18 protein-coding genes are annotated in these 23,148 nt (G+C 69.4%); 17 read left to right on the plus strand and 1 reads right to left on the minus strand.

All coding sequences use genetic code 11. The features are described from left to right. Positions 1–203: 203 nt before the first annotated feature. The gene (locus ACIP63_RS11420) at positions 204–1,184 is read left to right on the plus strand and encodes an acetylxylan esterase (RefSeq protein ID WP_401513776.1); all 981 of its coding nucleotides are present in this window, start codon (positions 204–206) and stop codon (positions 1,182–1,184) included. Between the two features lie 36 nt (positions 1,185–1,220). Here the strand turns inward: ACIP63_RS11420 and ACIP63_RS11425 are convergent, their stop codons facing one another. After that, positions 1,221–2,276: a LacI family DNA-binding transcriptional regulator gene (locus ACIP63_RS11425; RefSeq protein ID WP_401513779.1), complete on the minus strand. Its 1,056-nt coding sequence runs from the start codon at positions 2,274–2,276 to the stop codon at positions 1,221–1,223. Positions 2,277–2,485: 209 nt separating this feature from the next. Between ACIP63_RS11425 and ACIP63_RS11430 the strand changes: the two genes are divergently transcribed. The 16 genes from ACIP63_RS11430 (at position 2,486) to ACIP63_RS11505 (ending at position 23,121) form a co-directional block, all read left to right on the plus strand. Next, positions 2,486–2,962 carry a MarR family winged helix-turn-helix transcriptional regulator gene (locus ACIP63_RS11430; protein WP_401513782.1) on the plus strand — a complete coding sequence of 159 codons (477 nt, stop codon included), beginning with the start codon at positions 2,486–2,488 and terminating at the stop codon, positions 2,960–2,962. Further along, on the plus strand, positions 2,959–4,389 hold the full coding sequence (locus tag ACIP63_RS11435; protein WP_401513785.1) for an MFS transporter: 1,431 nt from the start codon (positions 2,959–2,961) through the stop codon (positions 4,387–4,389). Before ACIP63_RS11430 ends, ACIP63_RS11435 begins: the two co-directional genes overlap by 4 nt. A 45-nt stretch (positions 4,390–4,434) precedes the next feature. Beyond that, positions 4,435–4,986, plus strand: a complete 552-nt coding sequence (locus ACIP63_RS11440) for an isochorismatase family protein (RefSeq protein WP_401513787.1) — start codon at positions 4,435–4,437, stop codon at positions 4,984–4,986. Between the two features lie 193 nt (positions 4,987–5,179). Further along, positions 5,180–7,438, plus strand: coding sequence for an ABC transporter substrate-binding protein (locus ACIP63_RS11445; protein ID WP_401513790.1), 2,259 nt, complete (start codon positions 5,180–5,182; stop codon positions 7,436–7,438). A 335-nt stretch (positions 7,439–7,773) separates the two neighbouring features. Next, entirely contained in the window at positions 7,774–9,648 is a 1,875-nt protein-coding gene (typA, locus tag ACIP63_RS11450; RefSeq protein ID WP_401513792.1) for a translational GTPase TypA, read from the plus strand. A gap of 442 nt (positions 9,649–10,090) precedes the next feature. Beyond that, positions 10,091–11,716 (plus strand): ABC transporter substrate-binding protein, encoded by a 1,626-nt coding sequence (locus tag ACIP63_RS11455; protein WP_401513795.1) that lies wholly within the window; start codon positions 10,091–10,093, stop codon positions 11,714–11,716. 122 nt (positions 11,717–11,838) lie between these two features. After that, complete coding sequence (locus tag ACIP63_RS11460) at positions 11,839–12,768, plus strand: ABC transporter permease (protein ID WP_401513798.1); 930 nt, start codon at positions 11,839–11,841, stop codon at positions 12,766–12,768. Continuing rightward, positions 12,761–13,702: an ABC transporter permease gene (locus ACIP63_RS11465; protein WP_401513801.1), complete on the plus strand. Its 942-nt coding sequence runs from the start codon at positions 12,761–12,763 to the stop codon at positions 13,700–13,702. Before ACIP63_RS11460 ends, ACIP63_RS11465 begins: the two co-directional genes overlap by 8 nt. 11 nt (positions 13,703–13,713) lie before the next feature. Continuing rightward, a complete protein-coding gene (locus tag ACIP63_RS11470; protein ID WP_401513804.1) occupies positions 13,714–14,772 on the plus strand; it encodes an ABC transporter ATP-binding protein in 1,059 nt (352 codons plus the stop codon). Then, the gene (locus ACIP63_RS11475) at positions 14,765–15,907 is read left to right on the plus strand and encodes an ABC transporter ATP-binding protein (RefSeq protein ID WP_401513807.1); all 1,143 of its coding nucleotides are present in this window, start codon (positions 14,765–14,767) and stop codon (positions 15,905–15,907) included. Before ACIP63_RS11470 ends, ACIP63_RS11475 begins: the two co-directional genes overlap by 8 nt. Before the next feature lie 163 nt (positions 15,908–16,070). Further along, the gene (locus ACIP63_RS11480; RefSeq protein ID WP_401513809.1) at positions 16,071–17,699 is read left to right on the plus strand and encodes an ABC transporter substrate-binding protein; all 1,629 of its coding nucleotides are present in this window, start codon (positions 16,071–16,073) and stop codon (positions 17,697–17,699) included. 95 nt (positions 17,700–17,794) lie between these two features. Then, positions 17,795–18,718 carry an ABC transporter permease gene (locus ACIP63_RS11485; protein WP_401513812.1) on the plus strand — a complete coding sequence of 308 codons (924 nt, stop codon included), beginning with the start codon at positions 17,795–17,797 and terminating at the stop codon, positions 18,716–18,718. After that, complete coding sequence (locus tag ACIP63_RS11490; RefSeq protein WP_104788807.1) at positions 18,711–19,703, plus strand: ABC transporter permease; 993 nt, start codon at positions 18,711–18,713, stop codon at positions 19,701–19,703. The genes ACIP63_RS11485 and ACIP63_RS11490 overlap by 8 nt, the downstream gene beginning before the upstream one ends. A 13-nt stretch (positions 19,704–19,716) precedes the next feature. After that, positions 19,717–20,694: an ABC transporter ATP-binding protein gene (locus ACIP63_RS11495; protein ID WP_401513815.1), complete on the plus strand. Its 978-nt coding sequence runs from the start codon at positions 19,717–19,719 to the stop codon at positions 20,692–20,694. Next, complete coding sequence (locus ACIP63_RS11500) at positions 20,684–21,820, plus strand: ABC transporter ATP-binding protein (protein WP_401513818.1); 1,137 nt, start codon at positions 20,684–20,686, stop codon at positions 21,818–21,820. The genes ACIP63_RS11495 and ACIP63_RS11500 overlap by 11 nt, the downstream gene beginning before the upstream one ends. Before the next feature lie 206 nt (positions 21,821–22,026). Further along, on the plus strand, positions 22,027–23,121 hold the full coding sequence (locus ACIP63_RS11505; RefSeq protein ID WP_401513820.1) for a hypothetical protein: 1,095 nt from the start codon (positions 22,027–22,029) through the stop codon (positions 23,119–23,121). Positions 23,122–23,148: the final 27 nt, after the last annotated feature.

Below are 23,148 nucleotides of genomic sequence, written 5' to 3' on the forward strand. Positions count from 1 at the left end.
GTCGTTCGGGAATCCGCAAGAGGGTGCCGGGTCACACTCGTGCAACGTGCTCGACACCTGGAGGACCCTGGGGCTCCGCCGTGGAACCGTAAGCACACCGTTTGCGGAATTGAAGTGGATGTGACCGATTCCGCTTGATTCGAGGGATTAGGGGCCCAGGGGCGGGCCCGGCGGAGCCTCGGGGAGGCCCTACTGTCCTGCTCATGGCCTCGTTCGCGCACGACTTCCCCTTCGACCCCGCCTACGGCAGGACGCTCGACGACCTGCTGCGCATACCGGCGCCCGCGCCGCCCGGGGACTTCGAGGACTTCTGGCGGGCGCGCCACCGCGAGGCGCGCGCGGTCGTCACGGCGCCCGAGGCGGGACCGGTCGAGGAGGAGCGCGACGGGGTCCGCCTGCACGGCGTGACCTTCACGTCCGTCGGCGGCGTACGCCTCGGCGGCTGGCTCGCCCTGCCGGCCGGGGGCGACGCGGAGCACGGCTTCGTCGTCGGGCACGGATACGGCGGCCGCCAGGAGGCCGGGCCCGACGTGCCCTTGCCGCTGCCCCGGTCCGCCGCGATCCTGCCCTGCGTACGCGGCATGGGGGCCCGCGGCCTGCTGTCCGGCGTCCCGGACGAGGCCGCGGGCCATGTCCTGCACGGCATCGGCTCGCGCGACACCTACGTCATCGGCGACTGCGTGGCCGACCTCTGGTGCGCGGCCTCGGCGCTCCAGGAGCTGCTGCCCCGGCTGGCCGGACCCGGTCGCCTCGGCTACCTCGGGGAGAGCTTCGGCGGCGGGCTCGGGGCGCTCGCGCTGCCCTGGGACGAACGGTTCGGCGCCGCGCAGCTCACCGTACCGACCTTCGGGAACCATCCGCTGCGGCTCACCCTGCCCTGCGCCGGCAGCGGGGAGTCTGTACGCGCCCACCACCGCGAGCACCCCGAGGTGGCGGAGGTGCTGCGGTACTTCGACGCGGCGACGGCCGCCGCACGGCTGGAGCTGCCGACGCTCGTGGTGGCGGCGCTGTTCGACCCCTCGGTGCCGCCGCCGGGCCAGTTCGCCGTGCACAACGCGCTGCCCGGCCCCCGGGAGCTGATGGTGCTGAGGGCGGGGCACTTCGCGTACGACGGGCTCGCGCAGGAGAGCGCCGAGCTCGCCGCGCGGCGCGAGCGCTTCTTCGGGACGTGGCTCCGAGGCTGATCGCGGCTCCAGGACACCGCCCCGGGCCGCCGCGGGTCAGCCGCAGCCGCAGCTCGCCCGGCGGGCCAGGGAGACGGGCAGCTCCAGCGACACCGGGGCGCGGCCCGGGTCGGCAAGTCGTTGCACGAGCAATTCCACCGCCTGCTCGCCCAGTTGGCGGATCGGCTGCCGTACGGTCGTGAGGGACGGCCGCACGATCCGGCTCAGCGGGATCCCGTCGAAGCCGGTCACGGCGATGTCCTCCGGCACCCGCACCCCGCGCCGCTCCAGCGCGCGCAGCGCCCCCACCGCCATCTGGTCGTTGGCGAAGAGCATCGCCTCCGGCGGCTCGGTGTCCCGGTCGAGCAGCGCCTCGGCGGCCCGCGCACCCTCCGCCCGCGTGATCATCGCCGTCCGCAGGTCCGGCGCGTCCGGTACGGGCAGCCCGGCGTCACGGCACGCGTCCCGGTAGCCGTGGAACCGCGCCTCGGCGTCGGGGGAGTCCGGATCGCCCCCGACGAAGGCGAGCCGGCGCAGCCCGTGGTCCTCGATCAGATGGCGCGCCAGCTCCCGCTCGCCTGCGGCGTTCGCGACGACGATGTGGTCGAGGTGGTCGATCTCGCGCGGCCCGGCGAGCATCACCACCGGAAGCCGGCGCGATATGACCTCCAGGTCCTCGGTCGGCACGGTCTGCGCCAGTACGGCGAAGCCGTCCACCCGCCCCGCGACCTTGGCGACGAGGCTCTCCGGCCCGCCCTGCAACGACGCGGCGATCAGGAGGGCGTAACCGTGGCGGCGGGCCGCCCGCTCCATGCCGCGGATGATCTGGTCGGAGTACAGCATGGCTGCGTCGTCCGCCCCGCTGTCGGTCTCCGCGTCGGCCTCGGCGTCCGGATCGGCGTAGTCCGGGAAGCAGAGCCCCAGCACCCCGGTGGTGCGGCTGGCCAGCCCCCGGGCGTTGCCGCTCGGCACGTAACCGAGCTCACGGGCGGCCTCCAGCACCCTTTCGCGCGTCTGGGCGCGCACGGAGTCGGGGTTGCGGTAGACCCGGGAAACCGTGGCGATCGAGACGCCCGACCGCTCGGCGACGTCGTACACCGTAGGGGCGCTCACTCGACCGACCGTCCGCTTCTTCTTCGTACGCTGCACCCGCTGCTGCGGGTGGCGGCCCTCTTCTGAAAGCGCATTCACCCTAGATCGCGGGCCCGGCGGCGGGCAACAGCGGGCCTGCCCGCGCGCCGTCCATGGCGCACGCCCGGCCTTTGCCCAAGAATAGACAGGCTGCCTTGCAAGATGCCCTGTCCATCTTTACGGTGGAGAACATGTCCGGAACGTCCGAGAACCCCGATACCGCGGCGCCGCGGACCCCCGCCGACCCCACGGCCGAGGATGTGGCGACGGATCTCTCGGCCGTGGTCGGGCGGCTGCTCAGGCGGCTGCGGAGCTCCTCGGCCGACAGTCTGCTCACCCCCTCCCAGCGCTCGGCCCTCGCCAGACTGGAGGACGGCGGACCGGCCACCACGGCGGCGCTGGCCAGGGCGGAGCTCGTGCGGCCCCAGTCGATGCGGCTGACTCTCGGCGCGCTGGAGAGCCAGGGCTTCGTCTCCCGCGCCCCCGATCCGGCGGACGGCCGGAAGTCCCTCGTGTCGGTGACGGAGGAGGGGAGCACCGTCCTGGCCGGGGTGCGGGCCGCCAAGCGGAGCTGGCTGGCCGACGCGATCGCCGGTGAACTGGACGGGGCGGAGCGCCGGGCGCTCGCCGAGGCCGTCGGGCTCATCGGCCGTCTGGTTGACACGTGACCCGGTACGGGACGGACCCGACCCCCGGCGCGCCGGCGGCGGAGCCCCGGCCCGCCCCGCCCGTGGAGGACCGCCCCGGATTCGGCGCCCGGCTCACCGCACCACTGCTGATGGGCTCCCTGCTCAACCCGCTGAACACCACGATGATCTCCACCGCCCTGGTGGCCATCGGACACTCCTTCGGCATCGGGGCAGCCGACACCGCCTGGCTCATCTCCGTCCTCTACCTCGCCAGCGCCGTCGCCCAGCCCGTCCTCGGCAAGCTCGCCGACACCCTCGGCCCGCGCCGGGTCTTCCTGGCCGGCCTCGTCGTCGTGGTCGTGTCCGGGCTGGTCGGCGCGCTGGCCCCCGGTTTCGGCACCCTGATCGTCTCCCGGCTGCTGCTCGGCATCGGCACGTCGGCCGCCTACCCGGCCGCCATGGCGGTCCTGCGTGACGAGTCGCGCCGGCTCGGCCGGCCCACCCCGCGCCCCGTGCTCGCCAGGCTCTCCTTCGCGGCCCTGGGCAGCGCCGCCGTCGGCCCCGCGCTCGGCGGGCTGCTCGTGTCGGTCGTCGGCTGGCGCGGCATCTTCGCCGTCAACGTGCCGATCGCCCTGCTCGCCCTCGGCGCCGCGCTGCTCTGGGTCCCGGCCGACCCGCCGCGCGAGCGGGCCGCGGACGGGGACGCGCCGAAGCTCTCCCTGGACCCCCTGGGCATCGGGCTGTTCACCACCGCGCTGACCGTGCTGGTCTTCTTCCTGCTCGACCTCGCCCACCCGCAGTGGTGGCTGCTCGCCCCCTTCGCCGTCCTGACGGCGGTCCTGGTCCGGTGGCAGCTGCGCACCCCGCAGCCGTTCATAGACATCCGGATGCTCGCGGGCAACGGCCCCCTGCTCCGTACGTACCTGCGCCACGGCCTCAGCTACCTGCTGATCTACTGCGTCATGTACGGCTACACGCAGTGGCTGGAGGAGGCCCGCGGCTTCTCCTCGGGGCACACCGGGCTGCTCATGCTGCCGATGTCCGTCACCGCGCTCGTCTGCTCGCTGCTCGGCGCCCGTACGAAGGGGCTGCGCGCCCCACTGACCGTGGCCTGCCTGCTGCTCACCGCAGGCGCCGGCATCCTCCTGTTCCTCTCCGGCGACACCCCGCTCGCCGTCCTGCTGCTCGCCGGAGCGTGCTTCGGCGCCCCGCAGGGGCTCATCGGCACCAGCAACCAGGCGGCCGTCCAGGCGTACGCGCCCCCCGAGAGCATCGGCGCCGCCGCCGGGCTCCAGCGCACCGCCCAGTACATCGGCGCCATCACCGCGTCCAGCCTGATCGCCCTCGCCTACGCCGACGCGGCGAGCGACGCGGGACTGCACCTCATGGCGGCGGTCTCCGTCGTCCTGGCCGTGCTGCTGGCCGTCCTGACCCTCACCGACCGCGCCCTGCGCGCCCGCACCTGACCTCCCCCAGCACATCCGCACATCCGCACATCAAGGAGTACGCACATGACCGCCACCGTCCTGGACCCCCGGACCGCACTCGTCGTCGTCGACCTGCAGAAGGGCATCGTCGCCCTCCCGACGGCCCACCCGGCCGAGGACGTCGTCGCCCACTCGGTGACCCTCGCCGAAGCCTTCCGCGCCAAGGACCTCCCGGTCTTCCTCGTCCGCGTGACAGGCGGCGCCCCCGGCCGCAACGAGGGCCGGGCCCCGGCCGGCGAGCCCGCCGCCGACTGGGCCGACATCCTGCCCGAGCTCGGCCCGCGCGACGGAGACACCGTCGTCACCAAGCAGCAGTGGGGCGCCTTCCACGGCACGGCCCTCGACCTCGAACTGCGCCGCCGCGGCATCACCCAGGTCGTGATCACCGGCATCGCCACCAGCATCGGCGTCGAGTCCACCGCCCGAGCCGCCCACGAACACGGCTACCACGTCACCGTCGCGACCGACGCCGTCACCGACATGGACGCCGACGCCCACCGCAACAGCGTCGAGAAGATCTTCCCGAGGCTCGGCGAGACCGACACCACCGCCGCGATCGTCAAGCTGCTGGGCTGACCGCCGCCGGGCCGGTACCGGGGCCGCACGGGTGACGTGCGCGGCCCCACCGGCCGCGCCTGCCGCCTCCCGCGCGTGAAGGTGCTTTCAGTGGATCAGCGAATCAGTCTGATCAACTGCAAATGCCACCAGAACGCATCATCCGGTCCATTCCGGTACGGGGTGGGCCGGGCCGGCCCCGGAGGTATCAGCCATGGCCCACGTCGGCGTCCCACGCGGGACGGCCCGAAAGCGCCGCTCGGTCGCGCTCCTGGCGACAGGTGTGCTCACGATCCCGGTACTGGCGGGCTGTACCTCGGACAGTGAGGGCCCCGCCCCGGTGGCCGTCCCGCAGGACATCGCCCCGGCCCCCCGGGACCGGGTGACCGAGGGCTCCACCCTCACGTGGGCGATCGACGCGGTCCCCGCCACCCTCAACACCTTCCAGGCCGACGCCGACAGCGCGACCACACGGATCACCGGCGCCCTGCTGCCCTCGCTCTTCCCGCTGGACGCGCGGGGGGAGCCCGAGCTGAACCCCGACTACCTGGAGTCGGCGAAGGTCATCGAACAGGAGCCCAAGCAGGTCGTCCTCTACAAGCTCAACCAGCAGGCCGTGTGGAGCGACGGCAGGGAGATCGGCGCCCCCGACTTCGTCGCCCAGTGGCGAGCGCTGAGCGGCAAGGACTCGGCCTTCTGGACCGCGCGCAACGCGGGGTACGAGCGGATCGAGAAGATCGAACGCGGCAAGGACGACCTGCAGGTCCGGGTCACGTTCGCCAAGCCGTACGCGGACTGGCGCTCGCTCTTCTCGCCGCTGTACCCGAAGGAGGTGACCGGGTCGCCCGGCACCTTCAACGACGGCGCCAGGGCCACCCTGAAGAACACCGCCGGACCGTTCCGGCTGCGCGGCGTGAACAAGGACAAGGGCACGGTCGTCCTCGACCGGAACCCCCGCTGGTGGGGCGACGAGGCCAAGCTCGAATCCCTGGTCTTCCGCGCCGTCGAGCCCGAGGACCGCACCGAAGCGCTGACCGAGGGCACGGTGGACGTCGCCGACATCGACTCCGCCACGGCGAACGACATCGCCCTCGCGGCCCGCTACGAGGGCGGCAACGGGCAGCCACCCGCCCACGGCCCGGGAGCCGGCATCACCCCGGCCGCCGCCCTGCGGTCCTGGGCCCTGGCCCACGGTTCGGACGAGGAGGCCGCCGAGACCGCACAGGCCGCCCGCGAGAAGAACCGGGAAGCCGTCGCGGTGTACGCCGCCGAGCAGAAGGCGCTGAAGGGCTTCGCCGTACGCAAGTCACTGGAGCCCGCCTACACGCAGCTCGCGCTGAACGGCGAGTCCGGGCCGCTCTCCGACGACCGGGTGCGCCGCGCCATCGCCCGCACCCTGGACCGCCAGGAGCTCGCCGACACCGTCCTGAAGCCGCTCGGCCTGCCCGCGAAGCCGCCCGGCAGCCACCTGGCCCTGGCCGGGCAGCCCGGCTACAAGGACGGCAGCGGCGCGCTCGGCGACCGGGACACCAAGGAGGCGCAGGCGCTGCTGGCCGACGCGGGATGGACCGTGGGCGGGGCCGTCCGCAAGACCGAGGACACCAAGGCGGGCAGCGAGGCCGAGAAGAACGCCGAGGAGAAGAAGGCCGGGGAGAAGAAGGCCGAGGAGAAGAAGGCCGGGGAGAACGGCGCCGACAAGGCGGACACGGACACGGCGGACAAGGCGGAGAAGGACGACAAGGCCTCGCGCGAGGAGGGGACGTACATCGTCGGCGACGAGAAGCCGGGCGACCGCCCCGCCGGCGACGCCGAGGTCACCGCGCAGGACAAGCAGCCCGGCGGCGCCCCCGGCGCCTACGCGCCCGCGGGCACGGCCGCACCCGCCCCCGCCGCCGTCAAGGACCGCCTCGGCAAGGGCGGCAAGCCGCTGACCCTCCGCTTCGTCCTGCCCTCGGGCCCCGGGTCGCAGCCGCTGCGGACCGTCGGGGAGAAGATCGTCGAGATGCTGGACTCGGTCGGCATCAGCACACAGATCACCAAGGTCGACGACGACAGCTACTTCAAGGACCACATCGCCTCCGGCGACTACGACATGGCGCTGTACTCCTGGCCCGCCACCGCCTACCCGGCGACCGACGGGCGCCCGATCTTCGCCAAGCCGGAGCCCGCCACCGACGGCTCGCTCCTCGTCGAGCAGAACTACACGCGGGTCGGCTCGGACCACATCGACCAGCTCTTCGACCGCGCGGTCTCCGAGCTCGACGCCAACGCGTCGAGGGACCTCCTGAAGCAGGCCGACGCCCGGATCTGGGCCGCCGCGGGATCGATTCCGCTGTATCAGAGGCCACAGCTGGTCGCCGTCGACAAGAAGCTGGCGAACATCGGGGCCTTCGGCTTCGCCACCCCTCGTTACGAGGACATCGGATTCACCGCGCGAGAAGCGGCAGGTTCCCCCGCGAATCGGAAGAAGTAGCAGGTCAAGACCACATTCGAAGCTCAGATGCAGCTCAATTCCCTTGCCCGCCGGAGCCCCCGGCGGGCAAGGTGGTGTCCGCCCAGACCCGGGCTGCTCGTCTTCTCACGCCCCTTGCCGTCCGGCTGCCCACCGGCTGGACGATGACGTAATACCGGCTGAATATCGGCTGAATAGTGGCTGTAGCCCTGGCCCGTGGTTCGGGCCGGGAAGCCCCGGACCGATCGGGCCCGTACCATTGGACTAGCCGTGGCGTGCCGCCCGGCGGGCGTACGAGGACTCGAAGACCGACTGAGACGCCTGATCCCACGATCCGAGAGAAGCGCAAGCCACCCATGCCCACGCGCCACGACATCCGTAACGTAGCCATCGTCGCCCACGTCGACCACGGCAAGACCACGCTGGTCGACGCCATGCTCAAGCAGGCGGGCGCCTTCGCCGCGCACGCCGCCGAGAACCTCGACGAACGCATGATGGACTCGAACGACCTGGAGCGTGAGAAGGGCATCACGATCCTCGCCAAGAACACGGCGGTGAAGTATCACCCCAAGGACGGCGGGGACCCGATCACGATCAACATCATCGACACCCCCGGCCACGCCGACTTCGGCGGCGAGGTCGAGCGTGGTCTGTCGATGGTGGACGCGGTCGTCCTGCTGGTCGACGCCTCCGAGGGCCCGCTGCCCCAGACCCGCTTCGTGCTGCGCAAGGCCCTGACCGCCAAGCTGCCGGTCATCCTCTGCATCAACAAGACGGACCGGCCGGACTCCCGCATCGCCGAGGTCATCGACGAGACCTACGACCTCTTCCTGGACCTGGACGCCGACGAGGACCAGATCGAGTTCCCGATCGTCTACGCCTGTGCCCGTGACGGCGTCGCCTCGCTGACCAAGCCGGAGGACGGCACCGTCCCCGCGGACAGCGACAGCCTGGAGCCCTTCTTCACGACCATCCTCTCCACGGTCCCCGCGCCGGAGTACGACGAGGCCGCCCCGCTGCAGGCCCACGTCACCAACCTCGACGCCGACAACTTCCTCGGCCGTATCGCGCTGTGCCGCGTCGAGCAGGGCGAGCTGCGCAAGGGCCAGACGGTCGCGTGGATCAAGCGCGACGGCACGATCTCCAACGTGCGCATCACCGAGCTCCTCATGACCGAGGCGCTCACCCGCAAGCCGGCCGAGAAGGCGGGCCCGGGCGACATCTGCGCCGTCGCCGGTTTCCCGGACATCATGATCGGCGAGACCCTGGCCGACCCCGAGAACCCGGTCGCGCTCCCGCTGATCACGGTCGACGAGCCGGCCATCTCGATGACCATCGGCACGAACACCTCGCCGCTCGTCGGCAAGGGCGGCAAGGGCCACAAGGTCACCGCCCGTCAGGTGAAGGACCGCCTGGACCGCGAGCTCATCGGTAACGTCTCGCTCCGCGTCCTGGACACCGAGCGCCCGGACGCCTGGGAGGTCCAGGGCCGTGGTGAGCTCGCGCTGGCCATCCTGGTCGAGCAGATGCGCCGCGAGGGCTTCGAGCTGACGGTCGGCAAGCCGGAGGTCGTCACCAAGCAGGTCGACGGCAAGACGCACGAGCCGATCGAGCGCATGACCATCGACTCCCCCGAGGAGCACCTCGGTGCCATCACGCAGCTGATGGCGACCCGTAAGGGCCGCATGGAGACGATGACGAACCACGGCTCCGGCTGGGTCCGCATGGAGTGGATCGTGCCCTCCCGCGGCCTCATCGGCTTCCGTACGGAGTTCCTGACCCAGACCCGCGGCACGGGCATCGCGCACTCCATCTTCGAGGGCCACGAGCCCTGGTTCGGGGAGCTGCGCACCCGTCACAACGGCTCGCTGGTCGCCGACCGGTCGGGCACGGTGACGCCGTTCGCGATGGTCAACCTCCAGGAGCGCGGTGTCATCTTCACCGAGGCCGGCACCGAGGTCTACGAGGGCATGATCGTCGGCGAGAACTCCCGCGCCGACGACATGGACGTGAACATCACCAAGGAGAAGAAGCTCACCAACATGCGTGCGGCTTCCGCGGACACCACGGAGAACGTGGTCCCCGCCCGCAAGCTCTCGCTGGAGCAGTCCCTGGAGTTCTGCCGCGAGGACGAGTGCATCGAGGTGACCCCGGAGACCGTGCGTATCCGTAAGGTCGTCCTGGACCAGAAGCAGCGCGGCCGCACGGCCTCGCGCGCGAAGAACGGCTGACCTGGTCCCGATCGCCCGCGCCGGCGTCCGAACCGTCGGAACGAGCCATTGACATGAGGCCTGGACCCCCGCAGACACTGTGGGGGTCCAGGCCTTTCGTCAACTCTTTTTCATGACCGAGGTGTCCGGATATCGTGCGTCGCTCTCCGGAACATGTGTTAACGGTCCGTTTCGGGGGTGTCTGTCTGGGATCACTTTGTCCGGATTTCGGGCAACCACCCCTTCTCGATGTTGTCAAACCGAGACCCTTTAAGTGTGGTTTACAGCCCGGTGTTCCTTAATAGTTGGCTCCATTGAGCTCGGGTCAATGGGTCGGCGCACTGTGGGGAGTGCGGACTCACGAGCACACTCGGGGCACTGCAAACGATCGCCGTCAGGGGTGTCGGTGGATCTGTCCAGTGCCCCTCTTGTAGTCAAAAGTGGACTCATGAGGAGGAAACCCATGCGCGGTGCCAAGAGCGCCAAGTGGGTCGCGGGAGCGGCAATCATCGCCCTGGCCGCGACTGCCTGTGGCGGGGGCGACAGTGACGACAGCAGCAATGCCTCGAAGGAGAAGGGCAAGCCCGCGGGCTACGTCTCCATCGACGTCGGTGAGCCGCAGAAGCCGCTGATCCCGGCCGACACCAACGAGTCGCTCGGCAGCTACGTCATCCAGTCGCTGTTCACCCAGCTCCTGGACTTCGACGCGGACGGCAACATCGTCTACACGAACGCCGAGTCCGTGAAGTCGACGGACAACAAGACGTGGACGGTCAAGCTCAAGGCCGGCTGGAAGTTCCACGACGGCACCCCGGTGACGTCCGAGTCCTACATCAAGGCCTGGAACTGGTACGCCAACAGCAAGAACGCCCAGCAGAACGCGTTCTGGTTCGAGGACATCAAGGGCTACGCGGACGTCCACCCGGAGAAGGGTGACCCCAAGAGCACGGAGATGTCCGGTCTGAAGGCGGTCGACGACACGACCTTCACGATCGAGCTCAACAACCCCGTGCCGTACTACGAGTACAAGCTCGGCTACACCACCTTCGCCCCGCTGCCGGAGGTGTTCTACAAGGACACCAAGGCGTTCGGCCAGGCTCCGGTCGGCAACGGTCCCTACATCTTCGAGAAGTGGGACCACAAGAAGCTCATCCAGGTCAAGGCCAACCCTGACTACCAGGGCCCGAACAAGGCCAAGAACAAGGGTGTCCTCTTCAAGAACTACGCGACCGTCGAGGCCGCGTACCAGGACCTCCTCTCCGGCAACCTGGACATGATCCGCCAGGTCGGCCCGAAGGACCTGCCGAAGTACAAGACGGACCTCGGTGACCGCGCGATCGACGAGCCGTACGCGGCCATCCAGTCGATCGTCCCGACGTTCTACTCGAAGACCTTCAAGGACATCGACCCGAAGGTCCTCCAGGGTCTGTCGATGGGCATCGACCGCGACACGATCACCAAGACCGTGCTCAACGGCACCCGCAAGCCCGCCACCAGCTTCACGCCTCCGGGCGTCGCCGGTAACCAGGACCTGGGCACCGACGTGTTCAAGTTCGACGCGGCCAAGGCGAAGCAGCTCGTCACCGAGGGCGGCGGCGTTCCGGACAACAAGATCTGGATCCAGTACAACGCCGACGGCGGCCACAAGGAGTGGGTGACCGCGGTCTGCGAGTCCATCCGCAACTCGACCGGGGTCGACTGTGTCCCGGACGCCAAGCCGGACTTCCAGACCGACCTGGAGGCGCGTGACAACGACCAGGTCAAGTCGATGTACCGCGGTGGCTGGGTGGCCGACTACCCCGTGAACGTCAACTTCATGCGGGAGCTGTACGGCACCACGGCTGAGGCCAACAACGGCCGGTTCTCCGACAAGGAGGTCGACGCGGCCTTCAAGAAGGGCGACAACGCGAAGACCCTGGACGAGTCGATCAAGGCTTACCAGGACGCGGAGAAGCTCCTCCTCGAGAAGATGCCGGCGATCCCGCTCTGGGAGTACAAGACCAACGGTGGTTACTCGAAGGCTGTCGACAACGTGACCATCGACTTCCACGGTGACTACAACATCACCGAAGTCACGGTCAACAAGTAACACACGCCTGAGGGCCCCCACTCGGCCATCAGCCGCCCACACCAGGCAGTAGGTCCCGGGGGGCCGCTCTCCGTATCCGGAGGGCGGCCCCTGGGCTGCTTTATCCCTAATCGGAGGCAAACATGGGGCGTTATGTCGCGCGGCGACTGCTCCAGATGATCCCGGTCTTCCTCGGGTCAACCTTGCTGGTCTTCGCCATGATGTACGCGCTGCCCGGCGACCCCGTGCGCGCGCTCGCGGGCGAACAGGCCGTCGACCCCACGCAGATCGCGGAAATGAAGAAGGAGCTCGGGCTCGACCTGCCGCTCTGGCACCAGTACTGGAACTACCTCGTGAACCTGTTCCAGGGTGATTTCGGCACACAGATCGCCAGTGGGCGACCCGTCGCCGACATCATTTCGGAAGCGTTCCCGATCACCGTCCGGCTGGCCCTGTTTGCCTTCATCTTCACGGTCGTCGTCGGTATCTCCATGGGCATCTTCGCGGGCCTGAAGGCGGACACCCTCCGCGACCGCGGCCTGCTCGTCCTCACGCTCCTGCTCATCTCGGTCCCCTCGTTCGTGCTGGGCTTCCTCGGCCAGTACTTCTTCGCCTTCCAGCTCGGCTGGGTCGAACCGAACGTGAGCCTGGAAGCGACCTCCAGCGAGCTGATCCTGCCCGCGGTCGTCCTGGGGTCGCTGTCGCTCGCCTATGTGGCGCGACTGACCCGTACCTCGGTCGCGGAGAACCTGCGCTCCGACTACATGCGCACCGCCGTGGCCAAGGGGCTGCCGCGCCGTCGCATCGTCGGTGTCCACCTGATGCGCAACTCGCTGATCCCCGTCGTCACCTTCCTCGGCACCGACCTCGGCGCCCTGCTGGGCGGCGCCGTCGTCACCGAGGGCATCTTCAACGTCAAGGGTGTCGGTTACAACGTCTTCGACGCGCTCCGGCACCGCGAAGGCGCCACCGTCGTCGGCATCGTGACACTGATCGTCGTCGTCTATCTCATCGCCAGCCTGGTCGTCGACCTGCTCTACGCGGTCCTGGACCCGAGGATCCGTTATGCCTGAGACGCTCAAGGAAGCCACCCCGGACACGCCCGGGGCCGTGGCGGCACCCGCCGCCGCCTCACCGGTCGGCAAGCCCCGCAGCCTGTGGTCGGACGCCTGGCACGACCTGCGGCGCAGCCCGCTCTTCGTCGTCTCGGCCGTCCTGATCTTCTTCCTGCTGGTGATGGCGATATTCCCCGGCCTGTTCACCGGCGCCGACCCGCGCTACGCGGACCTGGCCCACCACTACCTGCAGAAGCCCAAGTGGGGGAACTTCTTCCAGGAGGACTGGTTCGGGTACGACATCCAGGGGCGCTCGATCTACGCGCGTGTCGTCTACGGCGCCCGTGCCTCGATCACCGTCGCCGTCGTCGTGACCGCCCTGGTCACGATCCTGGGCACCGTGGTCGGCATGCTCGCCGGCTACTTCGGCGGCTGGATCGACACGATCCTGTCCCGGGTCACCGACATCTTCTTCGGCGTGCCCTTCATCCTCGGCGCGATGGTCGTCCTGACCTCGTTCGAGGAGCGCAAGATCTGGGTCGTCATCCTGGCCCTGGCCTTCCTCGGCTGGACCCAGATCGCCCGTGTCGCTCGCGGCTCGGTGCTGACGATCAAGCAGGCCGACTACGTGATGGCGGCCAAGGCGCTCGGCGCCTCGACCACCCGCATCCTGCTCCGGCACATCCTGCCCAACGCGATCGCCCCGGTGATCGTGGTCGCGACCATCGCGCTCGGCGGCTACATCTCGGCCGAGGCGACCCTGTCCTTCCTGGGCATCGGGCTCGCCGAACCGACCGTGTCGTGGGGTGTCGACATCTCCTCCGGCCAGGAGCAGCTGCGTAACGCCGCGTTCGTCCTGATCATCCCGTCGGTCATGGTGTCGATCACCGTTCTGGCGTTCATCATGCTCGGCGATGCGGTGCGCAACGCCCTCGATCCCAAGCTGCGCTGAGGGAGGCGTACATGACCATCATCGACAAGACGGCGGATGTTCCTGCTCCGCGTGGTTCGAACGACGAGAGCGGCCCGCTGCTCGAAGTCCGCGATCTGCACGTGGAGTTCCACACCCGTGACGGCGTCGCCAAGGCCGTCAACGGAGTCAACTACAGCGTCAGCGCCGGCGAGACCCTCGCCGTGCTCGGCGAGTCCGGCTCCGGCAAGTCCGTGACCGCCCAGGCGATCATGGGCATCCTGGACATGCCTCCGGGCCGCATCCCCAAGGGCGAGATCTTCTTCCGCGGCCAGGACATGCTCAAGATGTCCAACGAGGAGCGCCGGAAGATCCGCGGCCAGAAGATCGCCATGATCTTCCAGGACGCGCTCTCCTCGCTGAACCCGGTCCTCTCCGTGGGCTACCAGCTCGGCGAGATGTTCCGCGTGCACCAGGGCCTCTCCAAGAAGGAGGCCAAGGCCAAGGCCATCGCGCTGATGGACCGCGTGCGTATCCCGGCGGCCAAGGAGCGGGTCAACGACTACCCGCACATGTTCTCCGGCGGTATGCGCCAGCGCATCATGATCGCGATGGCGCTGGCCCTGGAGCCCGACCTGATCATCGCGGACGAGCCCACCACGGCGCTCGACGTGACCGTCCAGGCGCAGGTGATGGACCTGCTCGCGGAGCTCCAGCGCGACTTCAACATGGGCCTGATCCTGATCACGCACGACCTCGGCGTGGTCGCCGACGTCGCCGACAAGATCGCCGTGATGTACGCGGGCCGGATCGTCGAGACCGCTCCGGTCCACGAGATCTACAAGCGCCCCGCGCACCCGTACACCAAGGGCCTGCTGGAGTCGATCCCGCGCCTGGACCAGAAGGGCCAGGAGCTCTACGCGATCAAGGGCCTGCCGCCCAACCTGCTGCACGTGCCGTCCGGCTGCGCCTTCAACCCGCGCTGCACGATGGCGCAGGACATCTGCCGTACGGACATCCCGGCGCTGCGCCCGGTGACCGAGCAGGACGGCACCGAGCTGGTCGGCCGCGGCAGCGCCTGCCACTTCTGGAAGGAGACGATCCATGGCTGACCTCGACAAGGGGCCCGTGGACGCCACCCCGAACGTCACCGAAGTGGCGACGGTCAACGCGAGCACCGAGTCCGAGGCCGTCGCGGCCATCGAGGCGCCGGTCTCGCAGGGGGAGCCGATCCTCCAGGTGCGCAACCTGGTCAAGCACTTCCCGCTGACCCAGGGCATCCTGTTCAAGAAGCAGGTCGGCGCGGTCAAGGCCGTGGACGGGATCTCGTTCGATCTCTACCAGGGCGAGACGCTCGGCATCGTGGGCGAGTCCGGCTGTGGGAAGTCCACGGTCGCCAAGCTCCTGATGACGCTGGAGCGGGCCACCGCCGGTGAGGTCTTCTACAAGGGCCAGGACATCACCAAGCTGTCCGGCCGTGCGCTGAAGGCCGTGCGCCGCAACATCCAGATGGTGTTCCAGGACCCGTACACCTCGCTGAACCCGCGTATGACGGTCGGCGACATCATCGGGGAGACCTTCGAGATCCACCCCGAGGCGGCCCCGAAGGGTGAGCGGCGCCGCAAGGTGCAGGACCTCCTGGACGTCGTCGGTCTGAACCCGGAGTACATCAACCGGTACCCGCACCAGTTCTCCGGCGGTCAGCGCCAGCGCATCGGGATCGCCCGGGGCCTCGCGCTCAACCCGGAGATCATCATCTGCGACGAGCCGGTCTCCGCGCTCGACGTGTCGGTGCAGGCGCAGGTCATCAACCTGATGGAGAAGCTCCAGGACGAGTTCAACCTCTCCTACCTCTTCATCGCGCACGACCTGTCGATCGTCCGGCACATCTCGGACCGGGTCGGGGTCATGTACCTCGGCAAGATGGCCGAGATCGGCACGGACCAGCAGATCTACGACCACCCGACGCACCCCTACACCCAGGCGCTGCTGTCGGCGGTCCCCGTCCCGGACCCCGAGGCCCGTGACGGACGCGAGCGGATCATCCTCTCCGGTGACGTCCCGTCGCCGGCGAACCCGCCGTCCGGCTGCCGTTTCCGTACGCGGTGCTGGAAGGCCCAGGACAAGTGCGCCACCGAGGTGCCGCTGCTGGCGATCCCCGAGCGCTTCAAGGCCTCGGACACGCCCGCCGCGCACGAGTCGGCGTGCCACTTCGCCGAGGAGAAGGACGTCGTCCACGCGGCGTAGGACCTGACTGGAGCGAACCGGAACGCCCGGCCCCCGAGGGGGCCGGGCGTTCCGGCGTTGCGTCCCGCCCGTACGGCGTACGGCGTAGGCCGACATGCGACGGAGTGTCATATGGGGTGGTATGAGGCATTGAGCCACTCAAGGGAACCCTAGGAGGCACTCCATGCGCGGAGCCACACAGGCCAGGTGGGCCGCATGCGCCGTCGCTGTCGCCCTGGCGGCCACGGCCTGCGGCGGCGGGGACAGCGGTGGCGGCGGTGGCGCCGATGGGATCGTGAGCTCGTCCTGGGGAGACCCGCAGAACCCGCTGGAGCCGGCGAACACGAACGAGGTGCAGGGCGGCAAGGTCCTTGACATGGTCTTCCGCGGGCTCGTGCGCTACGACCCCAAGACCGGCGAGGCCGAGAACGAGATCGCCGAGAAGATCGAGTCGACGGACTCGCAGAACTTCACGATCACGATCAAGGACAACTGGACCTTCAGCAACGGCGAGAAGATCACCGCGAAGTCGTTCGTCGACGCCTGGAACTACGGCGCGGCCCTGAAGAACAACCAGAAGAACGCCTACTTCTTCCAGTACATCGACGGTTACGACAAGGTGCACCCGGAGTCGGGCTCCGCGTCCGCCACCACGCTCTCCGGCCTCAAGGTGGTCAACGGCACGACCTTCACGGCCAAGCTGTCCCAGAAGTTCTCGCTCTGGCCCGACACCCTCGGCTACGCCGCGTTCGTGCCGCTGCCCAAGGTCTTCTACACCGACCACGACGCCTGGCTCTCCAAGCCCGTCGGCAACGGTCCCTACACCATCGACCAGTACGCCAAGGGCTCGTCGATGAACCTGCGCCGGTGGGACGACTACCCCGGCGCGGACAAGGCGCAGAACGGTGGCATCGACCTCAAGGTCTACACCGACAACAACACCGCCTACACCGACCTGACCGCGGGCAACCTCGACCTGGTCGACGACGTGCCCGCCTCGCAGCTCAAGAACGTCGAGGCGGACCTGGGCGACCGGTACATCAACACACCCGCCGGCATCATCCAGACGCTCGCCTTCCCGTTCTACGAGAAGGCCTGGAACACCCCGGACGCGATCAAGGTCCGCCAGGGGCTGTCGATGGCGATCAACCGGGCCCAGATCACCGACCAGATCTTCCAGAAGACCCGCACCCCCGCCTCCGACTGGACCTCGCCGGTCCTCGGCGCGGAGGGCGGCTTCAAGAAGGGCCTCTGCGGCCCCGCGTGCGAGTACGACAAGGCGGAGGCCAAGAAGCTGATCGAGGAGGGCGGCGGCATCCCCGGCGGCCAGCTCAAGATCTCGTACAACGCCGACACCGGCTCCCACAAGGAGTGGGTCGACGCGGTCTGCAACAGCATCAACAACGTCATGGGCAACAACAAGGCGTGTGTCGGCGGCCCCGTCGGCACCTTCGCCGACTTCCGCAGCCAGGTCTCCACCCAGAAACTGACCGGAGCCTGGCGCGCGGGCTGGCAGATGGACTACCCGCTGATCCAGAACTTCCTCCAGCCGCTCTACTACACCAACGCCCCGTCCAACGACGGCAAGTGGAGCAACCAGAAGTTCGACGACCTGGTCGACAAGGCCAACGCGGAGAGCGACAAGGCCAAGGCCGTCACCACCTTCCAGGACGCGGAGAAGGTCCTCGTCGAGCAGATGCCCGTCATCCCGCTCTGGTACCAGAACGGCAGCGCGGGCTACTCGGACCGGGTCGAGAACGTCTCGCTGAACCCCTTCAGCGTCCCGGTGTACGACCAGATCAAGGTCAAGTGACCCGCTGAAGCCGGGTGGCCGGTGCGGCAGCCCGCACCGGCCACCCGGCTTTCCGGTCCTTCCGCCCGCCAGCCCCGACCCCCCCGGAGCCCCTCATGGGACGTTATGTGATCCGGCGGCTGCTGCAGATGATCCCGGTCTTCTTCGGCACCACGCTGCTGATCTTCCTCATGGTGAACGTGATGGGTGACCCCGTCGCGGGCCTCTGCGGCGACCGCCAGTGCGACCCCGCGACCGCCGCCCGGCTGCGCAGCGAGTTCGGCCTCGACAAGCCGGTCTGGCAGCAATACCTGACCTACATGGGCAACGTCTTCACCGGCGACTTCGGCACCGCGTTCAACGGCCAGAAGGTCACGGAGCTGATGGCCACCGCCTTCCCGATCACCATCCGGCTCACCATCGTCGCGATCGTGTTCGAGATCGTCATCGGCATCAGCCTCGGCGTCGTCACCGGCCTGCGCCGCGGCCGGCCCGTCGACACCACGGTGCTGATCCTGACGCTGGTCGTCATCTCCGTACCGACGTTCGTCACCGGCCTGCTGCTCCAGCTCCTCCTCGGCGTGGAGTGGGGCGTCATCAAGCCGTCCGTCTCCTCGGAGGCCCCGGTCGACGAACTCATCGTGCCCGGGCTGGTCCTGGCCTCCGTCTCCCTGGCCTACGTCACCCGGCTCACCCGCACGTCGATCGCCGAGAACGCCCGCGCCGACTACGTCCGTACCGCCGTCGCCAAGGGCCTCCCCAGACGCCGCGTGGTCGTGCGGCACCTGCTGCGCAACTCCCTGATCCCCGTCATCACCTTCATCGGCACGGACGTGGGCGCCCTGATGGGCGGGGCGATCGTCACCGAGCGCATCTTCAACATCCACGGCGTCGGCTACCAGCTCTACCAGGGGATCCTGCGGCAGAACTCCCAGACCGTCGTCGGGTTCGTCACCGTCCTGGTCCTGGTCTTCCTGGCGGCCAACCTGATCGTCGACCTCCTGTACGCCGTACTCGACCCGAGGATCCGCTATGCCTGAGCAGAAGCCGTGGGACGAGACGACGGGAAGCGGAGCGATCTCGGGCGCCGGCGCGGGCGGTGCGATGGACCTCGCCATGGACGAGGGCACCACGCTGGAGAAGACGCCCGGCGGCCCCGAAGGCACCGGGCCCGCCGGCAAGCCGCGCAGCCTGTGGTCCGACGCCTGGCGCGACCTGCGCCGCAACCCGGTCTTCATCATCTCCGGGCTGGTCATCCTCTTCCTGGTGATCATCTCGATCTGGCCGTCGCTGATCGCCGACCAGGACCCCCTCAACTGCGACCTGGCGAAGGCCCAGGAGGGCTCCCAGCCCGGACACCCCTTCGGCTTCGACGGCCAGGGCTGCGACGTCTACACCCGCACGGTCTACGGCGCGCGGACCTCCGTGGCCGTCGGCGTCCTCTCCACCCTCGGGGTCTCGCTGCTCGGGGGCGTGCTGGGCGGCCTCGCCGGTTTCTTCGGCGGGACGTGGGACGCCGTGCTCTCCCGCATCACGGACGTCTTCTTCGGCATCCCCGTGGTCCTCGGCGGGCTGGTCTTCCTGTCCGTCGTCACCAGCTCCACCGTCTGGCCCGTGATCGGCTTCATCGTGCTGCTGGGCTGGCCCCAGATCGCACGCATCGCCCGGGGCTCGGTCATCACCGCCAAACAGAACGACTACGTCCAGGCCGCCCGCGCGCTGGGTGCCTCGAACTCGCGGATGATGCTCCGGCACATCACCCCCAACGCCGTCGCCCCGGTCATCGTCGTCGCGACCATCGCCCTCGGTACGTACATCTCGCTGGAGGCGACCCTGTCGTTCCTCGGGGTGGGCCTGAAGCCGCCGGCGGTCTCCTGGGGGATCGACATCTCCGCCGCCTCCCAGTACATCCGCAACGCCCCGCACATGCTGCTCTGGCCGGCCGGGGCGCTGGCGGTCACCGTGCTCGCCTTCATCATGCTCGGCGACGCGGTGCGCGACGCCCTCGACCCCAAGCTGCGCTGAGGAGTCCGCTGCCATGTTGCTCGAAGTGCGCGATCTGCACGTGGAGTTCCACACCCGGGACGGCGTCGCCAAGGCCGTCAACGGGGTCAACTACTCGGTGTCCGCGGGGGAGACGCTCGCCGTCCTCGGTGAGTCCGGCTCGGGCAAGTCCGTCACCGCCCAGGCGATCATGGGCATCCTCGACATGCCTCCCGGGAAGATCAGCGGGGGCGAGATCCTCTTCAAGGACCGCGACCTGCTGAAGCTCAGGAACGAGGAGCGCCGGCGTATCCGCGGCCAGGAGATGGCCATGATCTTCCAGGACGCGCTGTCTTCGCTGAATCCGGTCCTCAGCGTGGGCGCGCAGCTCGGCGAGATGTTCGTCGTGCACCGGGGGATGTCACGCGGCGACGCCAAGGCCAAGGCGATCGAGCTGATGGACCGGGTGCGCATCCCGGCGGCCCGTCAGCGGGTGGGCGACTTCCCCCACCAGTTCTCCGGCGGTATGCGCCAGCGCATCATGATCGCGATGGCGCTGGCCCTGGAGCCCGACCTGATCATCGCCGACGAACCGACCACCGCCCTCGACGTGACCGTCCAGGCGCAGGTCATGGACCTGCTCGCGGAGCTCCAGCGCGAGCTCAACATGGGCCTCATCCTCATCACCCACGACCTCGGCGTCGTCGCCGACGTCGCCGACAAGATCGCCGTGATGTACGCCGGCCGGATCGTCGAGACCTCGCCCGTCCACGAGATCTACAAGGCACCGGCCCACCCGTACACCAAGGGCCTGCTGAGGTCGATCCCGCGCCTGGACCAGAAGGGCCAGGAGCTGTACGCGATCAAGGGGCTGCCGCCCAACCTGCTGCACATCCCGCCGGGCTGCGCCTTCCACCCGCGCTGCCCCATGGCGCAGGCCGTCTGCCGCACGGACGTGCCGCCGCTCTACACCGTGGACGAGGAACGCCGGAGCGCCTGTGACTTCTGGAAGGAGACGCTCGATGCACGCTGACGAGACGGGCCGCGGGGGCGGCGGTTCCACGCTCCAGGCCGAGGCGCCCGTGCGCCCGTACGCCGAGGGCGACCCGATCCTGGAGGTGCGCGGACTGGTCAAGCACTACCCCCTGACCCGGGGCATCCTCTTCAAGAAGCAGGTCGGCGCGGTCAAGGCCGTCGACGGCGTGGACTTCGACCTCGCGGCGGGCGAGACGCTCGGCATCGTGGGGGAGTCCGGCTGCGGCAAGTCGACCGTCGCCAAGATGCTCGTCCACCTGGAGCCGCCGACCGGGGGCTCGATCCGCTACAAGGGCGAGGACGTCACCAAGCTGTCAGGGCGCGCCCTGAAGGCCGTACGCCGCAACATCCAGATGGTCTTCCAGGACCCGTACACCTCGCTGAACCCGCGTATGACGGTCGGCGACATCATCGGGGAGCCGTACGAGATCCACCCCGAGGTGGCGCCCAAGGGGAGCCGCCGGCAGAAGGTGCAGGACCTGCTCGACGTCGTCGGTCTGAACCCGGAGTACATCAACCGCTATCCGCACCAGTTCTCCGGCGGTCAGCGCCAGCGCATCGGGATCGCCCGGGGCCTCGCGCTCAACCCCGAGATCATCGTCGCCGACGAACCGGTCTCCGCGCTCGACGTGTCCGTCCAGGCCCAGGTCGTCAACCTGTTGGACCGGTTGCAGACCGAATTCGACCTGAGCTTCCTCTTCATCGCTCACGACCTGTCGATCGTCCGGCACATCTCCGACCGGGTCGGTGTCATGTACCTGGGCAGGATCGTCGAGATCGGCACGGACGAGGAGATCTACGACCACCCGACGCACCCCTACACCCAGGCCCTGCTGTCGGCCGTCCCGGTGCCCGACCCGACGGCCCGCGAACACCGCGAGCGGATCATCCTGCACGGTGACGTGCCCTCCCCGGCGAACATCCCGTCCGGCTGCCGCTTCCGCACCCGGTGCTGGAAGGCGCAGGAGCGGTGCGAGCTGGAGGTGCCGCTGCTGGCGGTGCCGGCGGTCTTCCGGGACACGGCGACACCGGCCCGGCACGACTCCGCGTGCCACTTCGCCGAGGAGAAGCAGGTGGTGCCGTCGGAGGACCTGCGGGAGAGCCCCGAGGACGACAAAGGATGATAAATGAGCCTCATATTCGTTAACACAGAGGCAACTTGACCGTCGTCACACCGATATACGGACCTCCCACCATAGAGAGCGTACGGCCGTGCGGGTGCCGTGAACCGGCCGGGGCGTTCATCACGTCGCCCCGGCCGGTTTCCCGTTCCCGCTCTGCCCCACAGGTCCCCTTGTCCATCGGCGGACCGCGGTGGAGTATCGCCGGTGTGATACTCACACGGGGAGCCAGAATCACCGGAGCGGTGCTGTGCGCCGTGCTCGCGGCCGTCGTCGCGGGATGGATCGTGCGGGATCTCCGGGCCGTCGGCGACGTGTCGGTCCTGCTGCGCTACTGGGCCGGATACACGGACGGCTGGCCGCAGGCACTGCCCGCCACCCTCCAGGCCGATCCGGTGCTGCTCGTCGTCTACGTCCTCGCCCTGATCGCCGCGCTGCGCTCCTCGGTCGCCGCGTCCGCACTGGTGGCCACCGGACTGATCACGCTCGCCCTGCGGCTGCCGGGCGTCTGGACCATCGGCTCGTCCTGGATGGACGGGCGGTTCGGCGACGAACTGCGCACCCGCGCCCTCATCGGCACCTTCGTCGCCCTGGCCGCCGGCCTCGCCCTCGTCGTCACCGGAGCCGCGGGCCGCAGACAGCCCGAGGGCACCTACGAGCCGCGGCCCACCCGGCCCGGACGCGGCGCCGGGGTCACGGCCTTCCTGGCGCTCGGCACCTCGGGAGCGGTCCTGATCGCCTGGGAGATCCGCCAGCTCTTCACCCTCCCCGACGCGATCTATCCCGCCTGGTTCATCGGCGGAAGGGCCCTCACGCTCGGGCTCACGGCCACCCCGCCCGGCTGGAGCAGCGTCGCGCTCGGGACGGCCTGCCTCGTGGTGGCCTGGACCGCGCTGTTCCGCGCCGTCCACGCCCGTCCGCTCGGCATGATCGTCGCCGGATTCCTGCTGGTCTCCGGCGGCTGCGGAATCGCCCGCGTCCTCGACAACGGGTGGCTGGAGGACTTCGGCGGGGCGCCGGTCGAGCAGCAGCTCAGCATGGGCACCTCGTTCCTCCTCGCCTTCGCCGGGGCCGCGGCTCTCCTCGTCCTGGCGCGCAGGGGCTTCGAGAGCACCGACGGACAGAACGAGGGGTACGGCGGCTACGGCTATCCGCAGACCGGGGCGGCGGGTTACGGCTATCCGCAGGCGGGGGCGCCCGGTTACGGCTACCCGCAGACCCGGGCGCCCGGTTACGGCTATCCGCAGAGCGGCGGCGGGCCGGGCAACCCGCCGCCGCCCGCGTCCCCGCCGCCCGGCTGGTGACGGCCGGGACCAGGAGGCTCCGCCCGG

The organism is Streptomyces sp. NPDC088746 (assembly GCF_044751065.1).
In the GTDB taxonomy this organism is placed as follows: domain Bacteria; phylum Actinomycetota; class Actinomycetes; order Streptomycetales; family Streptomycetaceae; genus Streptomyces.

Excerpts from the sequence above, each read along its gene's own strand:
- ACIP63_RS11420 (WP_401513776.1), top strand. The coding sequence starts at position 204 with ATGGCCTCGTTCGCGCACGACTTCCCCTTCGACCCCGCCTACGGCAGG.
- ACIP63_RS11430 (WP_401513782.1), top strand. The coding sequence starts at position 2,486 with ATGTCCGGAACGTCCGAGAACCCCGATACCGCGGCGCCGCGGACCCCC.
- ACIP63_RS11440 (WP_401513787.1), top strand. The coding sequence starts at position 4,435 with ATGACCGCCACCGTCCTGGACCCCCGGACCGCACTCGTCGTCGTCGAC.
- ACIP63_RS11445 (WP_401513790.1), top strand. The coding sequence starts at position 5,180 with ATGGCCCACGTCGGCGTCCCACGCGGGACGGCCCGAAAGCGCCGCTCG.
- typA (WP_401513792.1), top strand. The coding sequence starts at position 7,774 with ATGCCCACGCGCCACGACATCCGTAACGTAGCCATCGTCGCCCACGTC.
- ACIP63_RS11455 (WP_401513795.1), top strand. The coding sequence starts at position 10,091 with ATGCGCGGTGCCAAGAGCGCCAAGTGGGTCGCGGGAGCGGCAATCATC.
- ACIP63_RS11460 (WP_401513798.1), top strand. The coding sequence starts at position 11,839 with ATGGGGCGTTATGTCGCGCGGCGACTGCTCCAGATGATCCCGGTCTTC.
- ACIP63_RS11465 (WP_401513801.1), top strand. The coding sequence starts at position 12,761 with ATGCCTGAGACGCTCAAGGAAGCCACCCCGGACACGCCCGGGGCCGTG.
- ACIP63_RS11470 (WP_401513804.1), top strand. The coding sequence starts at position 13,714 with ATGACCATCATCGACAAGACGGCGGATGTTCCTGCTCCGCGTGGTTCG.
- ACIP63_RS11475 (WP_401513807.1), top strand. The coding sequence starts at position 14,765 with ATGGCTGACCTCGACAAGGGGCCCGTGGACGCCACCCCGAACGTCACC.
- ACIP63_RS11480 (WP_401513809.1), top strand. The coding sequence starts at position 16,071 with ATGCGCGGAGCCACACAGGCCAGGTGGGCCGCATGCGCCGTCGCTGTC.
- ACIP63_RS11485 (WP_401513812.1), top strand. The coding sequence starts at position 17,795 with ATGGGACGTTATGTGATCCGGCGGCTGCTGCAGATGATCCCGGTCTTC.
- ACIP63_RS11490 (WP_104788807.1), top strand. The coding sequence starts at position 18,711 with ATGCCTGAGCAGAAGCCGTGGGACGAGACGACGGGAAGCGGAGCGATC.
- ACIP63_RS11495 (WP_401513815.1), top strand. The coding sequence starts at position 19,717 with ATGTTGCTCGAAGTGCGCGATCTGCACGTGGAGTTCCACACCCGGGAC.
- ACIP63_RS11500 (WP_401513818.1), top strand. The coding sequence starts at position 20,684 with ATGCACGCTGACGAGACGGGCCGCGGGGGCGGCGGTTCCACGCTCCAG.